We start from the raw sequence: 12,660 nt of genomic DNA, 5'->3' as shown, positions 1-12,660 counted from the left end.
GAACTTATTGCTGTCCATAAGGGCTGTTACACAGCACTCGTCTTAACCCGACAAGGCGGCCCTCACCGGAGGGAGACGATTGAGCGCGCTTGAGCGTGAGTTTACTCTCTGCGCCGTAACCCAGTGCGGAGCGACTGCGCGACTTCGGTAGCAAACGCGGCTACGTGGAAACGATTGAGGACCCCTAGAAGAGGGTGCCTAGGTGAAAAGGTCGACATGGGCTTTAGGCTGAGCTCTAGATCCGGTCCGGACGGCTGCCTTGTTCGCACATCCGTTGTTATGGAAGAAGTCGGCCAACGGCCGATCCGTCCCACTGACTGGCCTGCCGCAATCATCGGAAAGATCGCAACTAAAGCGGAAGAGCCAATTCCAGATATCGGCAGAAGGCATTCGCCAATTGCATCTGGCGGGGCGTTCGGCATTCGACCTCGAACAGCCGCGGACACGCAACCATCACACAGATGCACCTCGCACGCGAAGTCGCAACGTTCAGGCGGTTCGCGCTGTAGAGAAACTCCATTCCCCGCGGGGCGTCGGAATGAGACGAGGTGGTCATCGAATAGATCACGATCGGCGCCTCCTGTCCCTGAAACTTGTCGACGGTACCGATGCGCGCGCCCGGCAATCGTTCCTGAAGCTCGAAGACCTGCGCATTGTAAGGAGCGATGATCAGGATGTCCTCTAGCCTGACGACTGCTTCTTTCCCTGTACCATCGATCCAGCTTGCCTTGCTGTTGAGAATTTCATCGACGAGCGTTTTGATCTCGTCTGCCTCTTCGGGAGACGAATTCTGGTTACCTACATGCGGTACGGCAAGATAGCGAAGGCCGACCCCGTTCACGCGGCTCGATGACCTGATCTCCTGGCGCTCCAATCCCGCGCGCGAGCGAAGTCGGCCTTCATAGAAGAGCTCCGACGTGAAGGCGCAGATATCGGGGTGCAAGCGCCATGTTTCTCCAAGGAAAAGTCCGTGGCCGGCCTCGATCGTTGCGTGTTCGCCCAGGACATGATCTAGCGCCGATGTCGCAACGCCATCCGGATGGCTCCCTTGTATCGGCTGCTCAAGCTGCCTTGGATCGCCCAGGAGGATAATGCTCTCGGCCGCCTGCGACACGGCCAACACGTTTGCCAATGACATCTGCGCCGCTTCGTCTACGAACAGAACATCCACAATGCCTGCCGCGTCCGGACGCGCCCAAAACCAGCTGGTAGCACCGCCAACTTGGCAACCATTGCTGAGCCCGTCGATGAAGTCCGGGTTCTTGGTCGTCTGCTGGAATCCCGGCAGAGAGGTCGGCTCATCCTTAACCTTTTGAATGCATTGAATTGTAAGACGTTGCTCAGCGGCTGCTTCCAGGGATTTGTCAAGCAAGTGGCGAATGACCTTATGGCTGTTGGCCGTAACGCCGACTGTCCGCTTGTCGCGTACAAGCGCGCAGATCATGCGTGCACCGGCATGTGTCTTGCCAGCCCCCGGCGGACCTTGCACGGGGAAGACGCTCTGATCAAGCGAGAGCGCAGCGCGCATTGCGGCTGCCAGCGGCGGCTCGCCAGCTTGCTCTAACGCCTGCCCGCAAAGACGTGGAGCGACTTTGAGCAGCAAGTCGCGAGCGGCACGATAGGCTCCCGGCGCGATGATCCCGTGATCCGCTACATGCTCGCCGATCCGGAACACCGATTCTGCGAGAACCTGATTGTCGATGAACTTGTGCGCGAACACCGCCTCGGGATGAAGGTTTGCGGTGTCCTGGCGTTTCTTAATGTCGATTGTTCTGTCATCATCGGAAATCGCGACGACGCTGCCAAGCTTGTCGCCGCCAACGCTTTTCAAATCGTTATCGGCGCGAACATCGGTCTCCTGAACCGGGAACCTGTAGCGATGGATTGGCGCCTTCGCCGTTCCGCCAACGTGGCTAAGAAAGGTTAGCCCTCCCACCCCGGCACGCTCATGCAAGAGATCCTCGGCCGACAAATCGCTCAGCCGGAAATACTCCCACCAGACCGCCTTATTCTCGCGGCCGAAGAAGTCAATTAAGTGAGCCAGTAACCAACGCGCCTGCTGCTCAGCGCTGCGTTCGGCCACGTCGTCCGGAATATCGCTGGTTAACCGCGTCACAAGTCCGGCGACCCGGCGCTTCCAGGCACTGAGATCCTCGCCAATCTCGGCGGCCTTCGGCTGCGGCCGATCGATCGTCTTCCCCTGCGCGACTAGCTTGCCCCGCACCGCTTCAAGCCAATTCCGCAAGGCGCGCGTCGAGGCGCAGTCGTCGCGGTTGTAGCCGATGATGGCAGCCTGATCGCCCGGGTCAATTCTATCGGCATCGGCCAATTCGAGACAGGCCTGCACCCGCGCCATGGCGCCACCGACATCGATCAGCGGAACGGCGCGGTCAAACTGATACAGCGGCTCCAGCTTCTTGATCGAGTAACTTTCGACGCTGGCGCGGATGCTCTGCCGGACAATGGCGACAAGTCCACGAACACGCCCGCCCGAAGCAGGTTATCGACCTCGTCCTCTCGCGTGGCGTACCGCCCCATCAACCGCTTCAACGCGGCCGGCTCATAGGGCGCGAAGTGATAGATGTGCAAGCCGGGGTGCCTGCTCAGACGCTCTGTGACGAAGTCGATGAAGCGTTCGAACGCCGCCCGTTCGTGCTCCCGTGTCGTCACCCAGTCGCCGACATAGGCGTCCGTGCCGTCGTCGTTGGCATAGAGATAGCCGAACAGGAACTCGAGCCCACCACCGTCCACAAACGGATCGCCCTCGAAATCGAAAAAGACGTCGCCGGCCGACGGCTCGGGCAGCCGAAACAAGCCAAATTCTGCGACGAGCGGCATCACCTCGTAAAGTAGCCGTCCCGCTACTCGACCCTCAACCTGGAGCCTCGCCTGCTCGCGCACCCTCTCGTAGCTAGGCGCAGTGCCCCGATCCGGCCGCCATTGCAGCGGCATGGGTAGCGTGGCGAGGGCGGCCATGGTGCCCGCACCTCGCCGGACGAGCTCCTCAATTTGGGTCTTGGCTATCCCTGCGACAAGCGACGGGTGATCGTCCGCGCGCCGCCTCGAAGCACAGAGCTCGCGCCATCGGCAGACCTCGCAGTGCTCGATCGGGTCGGGATAGAGGCCGTCATGCGGGGGCGCAGCCGCAAAGCTCTCCAGGCTTCGCCTGATTCGTCGGTAGAACGCCGCAAAATCTGCCACGCGGTAGGCCTCCGGCAGGTATTCTGTCCCGGGCATCACAACATGAGCCGTCTCCGGGACCTTCTGCTGCATGATCGCCAGTAGATCCGAGTAGAGGCTGAGCTGCAGGACCGTGTTGCCCTTCGTCTCACGGGCCAACTTGGTGTCGGTCACCTCGTATGACCAGGCGCCCAAACCGCTTGGTGTCGCGACCCGCCGCAGAACGTCGGCGCGACCACTCCATTGCCCACTCTGTAACGCCGCCTGAACGATCACCGCGTCGCCCCTCGCCATCGCTTGTCGCGTCTGGTCAACCGAGACGTCATCGATACCAACGCCGGCAATGGCTGTGACGGTCCCGCCCTGCTCGGCGAGATGATTCACAAAACCCTGCTCATGAGCCTTGCCACGCTCCACTAGGGCATCGAGGGCCGGGTCATCGCGAAGCTTTGGCCTAGCCAGTTCTCCCTGGGCGACCTTGAGGTGGAGCTGTGTGAGGTAACGACAATTCAGGTGCCCAACCAGGTCGCCAGCGCTGAAGACAATCACCGCGCCGTTCTTCTGCATCTATCCCCCGAGACTGCCGCCGGGGCCCTGGGGCACGGCTTCCGCAAACAACGATACCGGTCCTCAGACGGGCGCGAAAGGCCTGCGAAAGTGGGACACGCGAAGTGCGAAGCCACCGCGTTCAGCCCCCTGTCGAAGGTAGCGGGATGCCGGCCAGGGTTCGGCACGAACGACAGCGCGTTCGCGCCATCGAATGGCATGGCGTGAGAAGCGCCCCGTAGCTTATGCGAACGGTACCTGCTGTGAAGTAAACCAGAGATCACCCCAGCCTCGTCTTAAGGTTGAGCTTGCCTAACGACACCGGTTCTGGCTTTCCTTAGGCGAGTGGGGGGAGCATATGACAAAAAGTTCAGGAGTCTTCTTATTGCAGGGCGAGCACTCGCTGGTCCCGATGGAGCCAGGCCAATTCGCCACCGAAGATGACTTTCAGCGGTTGCTATCTCGCTTTCCAGAATTGCTGGTCGGAGATCAGATTGATCCCCAGAGTCCCAGACGTTGGATTCTGGTTAAGCGCGAGCAATCGATCTCAACGGGGGAAATCGGAGCCTCTATCTGGTCAATTGATCATGTATTTCTGGACCAGGACGGAATTCCGACGCTCGTCGAGATAAAGCGACAGACCGATAGCCGGCTCCGCCGCGAAGTCGTCGGCCAAATGCTCGACTATGCCGCAAATTGCATGACTTATTGGGCTCTCGAAACTCTACAGTCGGGGTTCGAGAAAACTTGCCGAGAGTTGGGACGCTCGTCTGATACGGCACTCCGTGAGCTTTTAGGAGCGGACGACAGCCTCAGCGACTTCTGGGAGCGCGTAAGAACCAACCTTCAAGCCAAGAAGATCAGGTTACTCTTTGTCGCAGACGTAATTCCGATCGAGCTGCGGCGCATCGTTGAGTTTCTAAATGAACAGATGAACCCGGCGGAGGTGTTGGCTATCGAACTCCGCCAGTTCGTAAGCAAAGACCTCAAAACGATCGTGCCAACCGTTTACGGTCAGACACAAGCTACTGCTCGAAAGCGTGCCAGTCCAGTGCAACGGTGGGACGAAACCTCGCTGTTCGAGAAGCTCTCGCAGAACGTAGGAGAAAAGGAGCTAGCGATCGCGCGAGCGATCTACAATTGGATGGGAAACGGCGGAAATCGCTCGCTCGCGTTTGGAACAGGTAAAGAGAACGGTTCCGTCTATCCGGTCTTCAAACCGAACGGCATTGCGATCAATCCTGCTTATCTTTCCTCCGACGGCAAGCTGTGGCTCCAGTTCGGAGCTTTGGAGGGCAAGCCCGTCTTCGGACTGATCGAGGCTCGTCGTGCGCTGATGGAGCATTTCAATACGGTTCGGGCAGCCAATCTGAGAGAGGCTGATCTGACGAGGTATCCTTCCATTCCGCTGCGTACCATAGCAGCTGACCCGGAGGGCGAGGCGAAAGTCATGAGCGCGTTGAAGTGGATGGCCGAGAAGATCGATCAAGCCTAATTGCCCCGCTCGCAGGAACATTGCGAATCAAGTCAGACCAAGCGCCAAGGAGCGTCTGAGTGACCAACGTATTTTACTTCGCGCGTTATTCTCAGCGCGAGAATTTTGCAACAAACAACACGCTGCTGCTCATGTATCGGCTGTATGAGACGAGTCGGCGGCGGTTTCAGGAATTTTTGACGAAGCTACTAGATGAGACCGCCGATGCTCCCATTGCCGCGCTAGGGTTACAGATGAGCCAGCAAGAATCCTCGGGACGGAGCGTGCTGGACGGATTCCTTTATCAGAGCGCTGTTCGTATAGGTATCGAGGCCAAGGCGCCCCGAGCCGAGTTCGACAAACAGCAATTGCTGAACCACCTTGAGCGCTTTGATGACAGCGGATCAGGGTACCTGCTTCTTCTCCGGCCGGACAAGGTCGACCTTGCAGAGGACGCTTGGAGAGAGCTCCACGATGAAGCCAAGAAAAAACGTGTCATCGTGAGCTCAATAACTTTCCAGCAGATCATCGAGAGCTTTCGGGATTGTCTGCGACCTCATGACGACGAACTGCATGAGCTGATCCACGACTTTGAAAGCTTTTGCAGCGAGCACGATCTGCTTGGAACGGACGACGTGACAATCTTCGTTCCACCTTGCGGGCAGTCGTTCGAGATCAACGTGAAACACAAACTGTACTTTTGTCCATTCGATTGGAGCAGACGCAAAGTCAAATACCTAGGGATCTACCGGGAGAAAACAGTAAAATACATAGGTGAGATATCGAAGATCGTGCATTGCGATCTCGTCGGCGAGCGGTTGCTTAAGGCGGGGGGAGGTCAGCTCTCGCTGAGTCCTTCTGAGCAGGCACGCATCGTAGGGGCAATTAGCGATGCCAAGAAAGCTACAGGGTGGGATATCACGACCGGCCACAAGTTTTTTCTGTGCGGCGAGTTAGTACCGACGGACTTTAGGAAGTCGGACCGCGGAGGGATCATGGGTCATCGCTATCTAAACCTCCAGGGATACCTTCCGGGCCGCAAAAGAATGGCGTTACCTGAGATCGCCGCGGAGTTGGCTGGAAAGACCTGGGCATGATCTTTATAATCTCGACCTTCGCAGAATCCATTGTGGGCGGCTGGGGCTCTCTCGCTGGTTATTCCGCAAACTAGGAATCGGGAAAGCGCGTTTGACTGAAGAGCGACTATTCCGAGATCGAGTGAGAGAGCGCGACCTTGACAACTTCCTGGTCGAGGAATTGCACTCCTCATTTACGTTTCGATCTTGGTTTGTTACTCGCCTGAACGACTCGTTCGTAAGCCCCCAGACTGCGTTTGTGCGACTTGGTAAGTCGCCCAAGCGACTTCAGGACAATCGTCAAACGGACGTTCGCATCGGCTGGTTTGATCAGGAGGAACGGCTGCTTGCCTGCATCCTGATTGAGAGCAAAGTGACCGCCGACTTTCAGAAGGGACAAGCGGAGTCGTACGCAGCGGAACTTACGCGGTGCCGGGACTTGTTGGGTGCACGGTCAGCGTGCGCAGTTCTTGTCGCTCCAGCGGCAAAGCTTTCGACGATGATAGGTAGCGAAGTCTTCGACGATCGCCTTTCAATCGAGGAGATCGTCCGATTTCTTCGAAATCGTATAGAGAATGAAGCCTTGCCAGCCGAACTTGTCAGTCGTCTGGAGGCGCGCATTGACATATTGGAGGCACTTTGCGGAAAGCGAACTGGTACAACTTGGTCTCCGATCACGCTTCCGGAGAAACGAGCATTCTCAGAACTTTACGCACAGATGGCCGCAGAGATAATCCCGACTCTGACGGTTAGGGCGTCAAGCGATGGCCCCAAGGCAATTACCAAGTTCTTTGAAGGTGCCAAGCTGCCCGCGAACTTTCCTGCCATACGGATCAAGCACGAGTTCGGCTCGAAGACAGCCACCAAATACGCAAACATCCAGTTCGACGATTTGGCTAGTGCGAAAAACGCACTCGCTCAGAGTGAACTATTGGTAGGGTCCGAGTTTTCCTTGGAAGTCACAAATACGGCTCTGTTCGTTCGAAAGACGACGCCGGGCATCGACCCGACAGCCCCCTTCGAGCCGCAACGCCAAAAGATACTGGAGGGGCTTCACGCTATCCGCGACCTAACAGCTTGGCTCGAAGGTAATGCCGGGAGGCTAATGGATGTGTTGCAACCACGCCACGTCGCGCCAGCGTCATCGCCGGTCCCCACTCGCGCGCACCGAGATAAGGAACACGAACTCCGCGAGGCACTACTTGACATCTACCGGAAGTGCGATCGCCTTGGCTATCGCCCCACAGGTATGCTCGATCTGGTGCAGGACTACGGAGCCGTTGGAGCTGTCAAACGGCTCATCGCTAATCCGATATCGGAGGGATTCAAGAGATTAGCGCTGCTGGGGCGCCTCGATCTGGCAGTAGAGTCGTTAGCATTGGAAGAGCGTTGGTCTGGCCTGTTCGATGAAGCGGAGCTCGCTGCGTGCCGGCGGCGCATCGGCTGATGCACATCTCGAATTGCGATCCTCTATAGCACTGCAGGTCCGTTCGTACGTTCTGCTCGAAACCGTCAAACGGAAGCAGGCGATGACGCCAAGGGACGCGCTCGTAACCTTGCGTCTGCGGCAACTCCCATTAGCACCGGGGGATACAAGATACCGTTCGGCGTTAATCCGAAACCGGTCAGCAGAGGGATCCTTCTAAAGTGTGCGGAGCACAACAACTTCCTACACTTGCCAATGGAATTTCTATTTGGCTCGTGGTTTGGCTATTACGTTTCCGCAAGAAATTGAATAGGGCACTCCGATGACAAGCCTACCAAGCCATGGTCGCATCAGCTGTAGTCGTTGCTTTCCCTCGGGTGCGATCTGGGGTGCCACCAGCGTAGATCAGAACGGGTGGATTCTCGAAAACAATCCATTATCCTGGGGGTCGGATAACCCACGCTATCTCGTCTTGGGCTTTTCGAAGGGAACTCGTCAGTGCGGCTTACTGCAGTCTGCACCGCATGATGAGATTCCGTTTGCCGGCTTTCGGCACAACGTAACGGCAATACTTCGAAAGCTTGGCTTGTTGGGTCCGCACGAACAGATTGAAGACCACATTCACGAACGGGAGCGAGACTTTGGATTCGGCTCGCTGATTCGCTGCAGTGTCGCTCATCTGGATCCCGTTATGGGCAAGCCCCTCAAATCAGGTGACATTATCGGCCGCCTTTCGAAGCGCGCTGCAGGAGATGACTGGGCATATAACTGCATGCGCAACTTCCTCTTTCAACTGCCCCCAAGGCTAAATGTCGTCGTCCTGCTATCAAATGATGACAGCTATATCGAGGCCTGCTTTAGCAGGCTTCGCACACTGCATCCCAGCATGCGCAGAATTAACGCCGTCGCGTACTCCGATGGCCAGGTGACATGGGTTCACACCGTGCATGGCAGCCCACTCGCGCAAAGCCACATTAATGCTTGGCTGGCCGGTGCCCGCACAAGCCAAGGCGAGAAACAGCGCAGCGCAATTGCTGCTCTTGATCAGATTAATTCTGAACTGCCGTTGGTCTCAGAGCCCGGTTCTATGCAACTCAACCGATCGGAGCGCGGGCTTGATCGTGAATTCGTAGCCAACCATACAAGCCGCGGTTTGGAGCCGGCATTTTCCGCCGCAGAGGGATGCGAATTGCACGCGACGGTTCAACGAGGCCGGGCTATGGGATCGCTACTCGTTCCACATCGGCATAGCGATGGCTGCTTTGTTGTAAGCATGTCCCGCTTTCAAAGCGACTACATCCGCCTACGAACCATCCAGGAGGTAATTGACCACCTGCGCCGCGGTTATTCGCTTCGCATGAGCGGTCGCCATGGAGCCGCAATTTCGCCCAGCCTTATTTCCCCGTCCTCCATCGTTGGGTGGCGATAGTTGTTCGCCGTGCGGCGCAAACAAACCTGGATTCGCAAATGAGATGTTATGGAAGAAGTCGGCTAATGACCGACTTAGAGACTGGCTGAGAGGGCACGCAGCACGCCCCGTGAATGATTCCTCCCTCGATGGTATGCCTTCGCAGCACGCGATTCCGAATTGTGGGGCGCGCGCCTTCTGGCAATGACGGACAAAAATCATGTCATCGGAAAACCTCGATCTGGCCAGAATGGCCGAGATGCTGGCTCGGTCTCCCGATTACCGAGTTCTGCGCAGGCTTCTTCCGAGAAGCGAGTTTGCCAAATGTAATGGGCAGACGACCCGGACAGGCATCCTCATCGACGTCGAGACGACGGGCCTGAACACTGCACAGGACGAAGTCATCGAACTTGCGATGGTCAAGTTCACCTATTTGCCGGATGATAGAATAGCAGCTATCACCGACGTCTTTTCTTCCTTCAACGAACCGTCAATTCCGATTCCCGAGGATATCACCGAACTCACCGGGATCACGGATGAAGTGGTCTCCGGGCATCGTATCGACAGCGATGCCGTTGCATCGTTCATCTCGGATGCCGTCCTGGTGGTTGACGTCAAGATCCGTTAAGAATCCTCGGCGCCGATGGGAAACGATCACGGGACAGCCGTCCTCGATCGAAACCGACCGCTTCCTAACGACCTTCAAAGGTACTTCGTCTTTCTTATCTTTGGCCATGCGCAGTGATTCGGGCGTCACACGTAGATTAGGAACAAGGTAGCTCATTCAGAACAGCTCTATCTACAGATTGTCCACGACGACGGATTGCGTTCCTCCACGTTTGAGACCCACCAGCCGCTGCAATTGCTAAATCAGTCTAGCCTCAGCTTTCGGTTGAATGCAGCTTGCCGGCCATGCAGTCGGAAGCAGCTCATAGCAATCAGCAACACTTGGCAGAAATCGCCGCCATTTTGGCAGCTGGCCTCCTGCGTGCTTTGGAGCGGAAGTCCAGCCAAATTTTACAGCGCGGGGCAAAAACTCCGCTCGACTGTGAGCCGCTGTCTGGGGGTGATGTCGTCCGCAAGACCGAGGATATCGCCCCGTGAAAGAGACCATTTTGTCCCAATTGGCGGCCCTGAAAGGCGCCTCCGCACCCGTTCTGAAAGCCCGCTGGCGCGAGCTTTTCGATACCGAGCCCCCTGCCTATAACCGCCGTTTCCTGGAGAGCCGGCTGGCCTACCGCATTCAGGAATTGGCCTATGGCGGCCTGTCGCGCGAAACCGCCGAGCGGCTGAAAGCCATGGCCAAGCAATATGCCGACCAGAAACCGGCGGACCGCAAGGCTCGACCGCTTTTGCGGCCCGTCGCCGGGACAAAGCTGATCCGCGAATGGGAGGGCGTGGAACACTGCGTTACCGTTCGCCACGACGATTTTGAATATCTCGGCCGGCCCTACAAATCTCTGTCCTCGGTCGCTCGTCAGATCACGGGCACCAAATGGAATGGCTGGGTCTTCTTTGGCCTGAAAAACTCACTTGGCAAATGACCCCCCGCCAGTCGCGAAAGCGCACAACCACCCCATTCGCCACCTCGCTCGAGCAAGCAGACTTGGGCCGGTTCGCAGTCCGTAAAGTCCGCTGTGCGGTGTATACCCGCAAGTCGAGCGAAGAAGGGCTCGACATGGACTTCAACTCGCTCGACGCCCAGAGAGAGTCTTGTGAGGCTTACATCGTGAGCCAGCGAGCGGAGGGTTGGACCCCGGTTTCCGACCGCTACGACGATGGCGGCTTTTCGGGTGGCACCCTTGAACGACCCGCCCTGAAGCGGCTCCTGGCAGCTGTTAAAGTAGGCAAGATTGACGTCATCGTCGTCTACAAGATTGACCGGCTTTCGCGGTCGATGCTCGACTTCCTCAATCTTGTCGAACTGTTCGAAAGCCATGGGGTGACCTTCGTGTCCGTCACTCAATCCTTCAACACCAAGGATGCCATGGGGCGGATGGCGCTGAACATCCTGGTGACGTTCGCCCAGTTCGAGCGCGAGCTAATCGGGGAGCGAATCCGCGACAAGGTCGCGGCCTCTCGCAAGCGTGGCAAGTGGATGGGGGGCTGGACGCCACTCGGCTATGAAGTCCGTGATCGCAAATGCTGATTCACGAAGCCGATGCCGAGCGGGTTAGAGCAATTTTCCGGCGTTTCGTGCAGCTCAAATCCGCTACCCGGCTGGCTCGCGAGCTCGTCGCAGCCAACGAGCGCAATCGGTACGGACACCTTCTGGACAAGGGGGTGCTGTACAAGATCCTTAACAACCGAGTCTATCTTGGCGAAGCGGTTCACAAGGGCACCTCATACCCGGGCGAGCACGAAGCAATAATCGATCGCAAGCTCTGGGACCAGGTTCACGCCATTCTCCAGGAAAGCCCACGCAAACGCGCGAACAACAGCCGAGCTCAAACCCCAGCACAGCTGAAAGGTTTGCTGTTTGGGCCTGATGGCGCGGCCATGTCTCCGACACACACCCGAAAGTCCGGCCGTCTCTATCGCTACTACATCAGCCAAACCGCAATGAAGCAGGGCAGATCAGACTGTCCGGTCAAGCTGGTGCCCGCGGCCGAGTTAGAGCGCATCATCATCGAGCAGGTTCGCCTGCTGCTGCAAACCCCTGAAGTTATCGTTCAGACCTGGCGCGCTCTGCGCAAGCAATCTTCTGAGGTAAGCGAAGGCGAAGTCCGGAGCGCGCTGCTAGGATTTGACGAGCTCTGGGACGAGCTGTTTCCGGCAGAACAGGCGCGCATTGTCGAGCTGCTCGTTCAGCGCGTCGACATGCGGGCCGAAAGGATGGACATCACCTTGAAGATCCAAGGCCTGACCTCGCTCTCCTCGGATTTGCGACCGCAATCCTCGTTCCAGGAAGCCGCCGAATGAACCGACCGACCACCCTCACCCTCGGCCCGATTGGTCGACCGAAGCTGAGCCGGGACAGCCGAACCATGACCGTGAGCATCCCGATTTCATTCCGCCGGCAGGGTGGTCGCAAACGCGTGGTTACTCCTGCAAATGCGGAGACCTGGTCACCTCCCCAGCCCCGGGTTGACAACACGCTGGTCAAAGCCGTGGTGCGGGCTCATCGCTGGCGCAATATGCTTGAGTCAAACCTGTTTAGCTCGGTGCGGGAGCTCGCCAAGACCGAGAAGATCAACGAGTCCTATTTGTGCCGAGTGCTTCGGCTGACCCTGCTCTCGCCGGCCATCACCGAAGCCATCCTAAATGGTTTGCAGCCGGACGGGCTTGAGTTGGCGCAGCTGTTGAAATCCATCCCAGCTGAGTGGGAGGAGCAGCAGACCCTGTTCAGCCCATCCGCTCGGAAAGCTGAACAACGCTAAGCCGATCAGCATCCGATCTGCCGATAAACGTCCGCGCTTAACCAGCAATGCGAGTCCTTCGCTCACCTTTGGCCCCAAAGGAACCCACACTGCATCTGGTAACGCCAACACTTCCTCTGCGAGATATTCAAGGATCGCATCCCGCAATAGTGGCGTGGTGACCATCGACG

General features: G+C 57.6%; 12 protein-coding genes. 10 read left to right on the top strand and 2 right to left on the bottom strand.

Going from position 1 to position 12,660, the window contains the following annotated elements; all coding sequences use genetic code 11:
* Positions 1 to 349 precede the first annotated feature (349 nt).
* Both ACZXDY_RS36150 and ACZXDY_RS36145 read right to left on the bottom strand, forming a co-directional pair.
* A complete protein-coding gene (locus tag ACZXDY_RS36150; RefSeq protein WP_464348819.1) occupies positions 350 to 2,356 on the bottom strand; it encodes a DEAD/DEAH box helicase in 2,007 nt (668 codons plus the stop codon).
* 17 nt (positions 2,357 to 2,373) lie between these two features.
* Positions 2,374 to 3,747: a TM0106 family RecB-like putative nuclease gene (locus ACZXDY_RS36145; RefSeq protein ID WP_464348818.1), complete on the bottom strand. Its 1,374-nt coding sequence runs from the start codon at positions 3,745 to 3,747 to the stop codon at positions 2,374 to 2,376.
* Positions 3,748 to 4,084: 337 nt separating this feature from the next.
* Between ACZXDY_RS36145 and ACZXDY_RS36140 the strand changes: the two genes are divergently transcribed.
* The 10 genes from ACZXDY_RS36140 (at position 4,085) to ACZXDY_RS36095 (ending at position 12,490) form a co-directional block, all read left to right on the top strand.
* Entirely contained in the window at positions 4,085 to 5,221 is a 1,137-nt protein-coding gene (locus ACZXDY_RS36140) for a hypothetical protein (RefSeq protein WP_464348817.1), read from the top strand.
* A 59-nt stretch (positions 5,222 to 5,280) separates the two neighbouring features.
* Positions 5,281 to 6,297, top strand: a complete 1,017-nt coding sequence (locus ACZXDY_RS36135) for a hypothetical protein (RefSeq protein ID WP_464348816.1) — start codon at positions 5,281 to 5,283, stop codon at positions 6,295 to 6,297.
* A 121-nt stretch (positions 6,298 to 6,418) separates the two neighbouring features.
* Positions 6,419 to 7,723 (top strand): hypothetical protein, encoded by a 1,305-nt coding sequence (locus ACZXDY_RS36130; protein ID WP_464348815.1) that lies wholly within the window; start codon positions 6,419 to 6,421, stop codon positions 7,721 to 7,723.
* A 670-nt stretch (positions 7,724 to 8,393) separates the two neighbouring features.
* Positions 8,394 to 9,131 carry a hypothetical protein gene (locus ACZXDY_RS36125; protein ID WP_464348814.1) on the top strand — a complete coding sequence of 246 codons (738 nt, stop codon included), beginning with the start codon at positions 8,394 to 8,396 and terminating at the stop codon, positions 9,129 to 9,131.
* A 199-nt stretch (positions 9,132 to 9,330) separates the two neighbouring features.
* Positions 9,331 to 9,738 carry an exonuclease domain-containing protein gene (locus ACZXDY_RS36120; RefSeq protein ID WP_464348813.1) on the top strand — a complete coding sequence of 136 codons (408 nt, stop codon included), beginning with the start codon at positions 9,331 to 9,333 and terminating at the stop codon, positions 9,736 to 9,738.
* A 284-nt stretch (positions 9,739 to 10,022) separates the two neighbouring features.
* Positions 10,023 to 10,214 carry a hypothetical protein gene (locus ACZXDY_RS36115; protein ID WP_464348812.1) on the top strand — a complete coding sequence of 64 codons (192 nt, stop codon included), beginning with the start codon at positions 10,023 to 10,025 and terminating at the stop codon, positions 10,212 to 10,214.
* The gene (locus ACZXDY_RS36110; RefSeq protein WP_464348811.1) at positions 10,211 to 10,654 is read left to right on the top strand and encodes a DUF2924 domain-containing protein; all 444 of its coding nucleotides are present in this window, start codon (positions 10,211 to 10,213) and stop codon (positions 10,652 to 10,654) included. The genes ACZXDY_RS36115 and ACZXDY_RS36110 overlap by 4 nt, the downstream gene beginning before the upstream one ends.
* On the top strand, positions 10,606 to 11,259 hold the full coding sequence (locus tag ACZXDY_RS36105; protein ID WP_464348810.1) for a recombinase family protein: 654 nt from the start codon (positions 10,606 to 10,608) through the stop codon (positions 11,257 to 11,259). The genes ACZXDY_RS36110 and ACZXDY_RS36105 overlap by 49 nt, the downstream gene beginning before the upstream one ends.
* Positions 11,253 to 12,032: a recombinase family protein gene (locus ACZXDY_RS36100; RefSeq protein ID WP_464348809.1), complete on the top strand. Its 780-nt coding sequence runs from the start codon at positions 11,253 to 11,255 to the stop codon at positions 12,030 to 12,032. The genes ACZXDY_RS36105 and ACZXDY_RS36100 overlap by 7 nt, the downstream gene beginning before the upstream one ends.
* Entirely contained in the window at positions 12,029 to 12,490 is a 462-nt protein-coding gene (locus ACZXDY_RS36095; protein WP_464348808.1) for a hypothetical protein, read from the top strand. Before ACZXDY_RS36100 ends, ACZXDY_RS36095 begins: the two co-directional genes overlap by 4 nt.
* Positions 12,491 to 12,660 lie beyond the last annotated feature (170 nt).

The sequence above is a fragment of the Bradyrhizobium sp. LeoB3 genome, from assembly GCF_055456055.1.
The sequence above is the reverse complement of the archived record's forward strand: the minus strand, read 5'-3'. Positions and strand labels throughout refer to the sequence as shown.

Bases quoted from the DNA above. Each gene is read 5' to 3' on its own strand.
- ACZXDY_RS36150 (WP_464348819.1), bottom strand. From the start codon at position 2,356: ATGGCGCGGGTGCAGGCCTGTCTCGAATTGGCCGATGCCGATAGAATT.
- ACZXDY_RS36145 (WP_464348818.1), bottom strand. From the start codon at position 3,747: ATGCAGAAGAACGGCGCGGTGATTGTCTTCAGCGCTGGCGACCTGGTT.
- ACZXDY_RS36140 (WP_464348817.1), top strand. From the start codon at position 4,085: ATGACAAAAAGTTCAGGAGTCTTCTTATTGCAGGGCGAGCACTCGCTG.
- ACZXDY_RS36125 (WP_464348814.1), top strand. From the start codon at position 8,394: ATGGGCAAGCCCCTCAAATCAGGTGACATTATCGGCCGCCTTTCGAAG.
- ACZXDY_RS36120 (WP_464348813.1), top strand. From the start codon at position 9,331: ATGTCATCGGAAAACCTCGATCTGGCCAGAATGGCCGAGATGCTGGCT.
- ACZXDY_RS36115 (WP_464348812.1), top strand. From the start codon at position 10,023: ATGCAGTCGGAAGCAGCTCATAGCAATCAGCAACACTTGGCAGAAATC.
- ACZXDY_RS36105 (WP_464348810.1), top strand. From the start codon at position 10,606: ATGGAATGGCTGGGTCTTCTTTGGCCTGAAAAACTCACTTGGCAAATG.
- ACZXDY_RS36100 (WP_464348809.1), top strand. From the start codon at position 11,253: ATGCTGATTCACGAAGCCGATGCCGAGCGGGTTAGAGCAATTTTCCGG.
- ACZXDY_RS36095 (WP_464348808.1), top strand. From the start codon at position 12,029: ATGAACCGACCGACCACCCTCACCCTCGGCCCGATTGGTCGACCGAAG.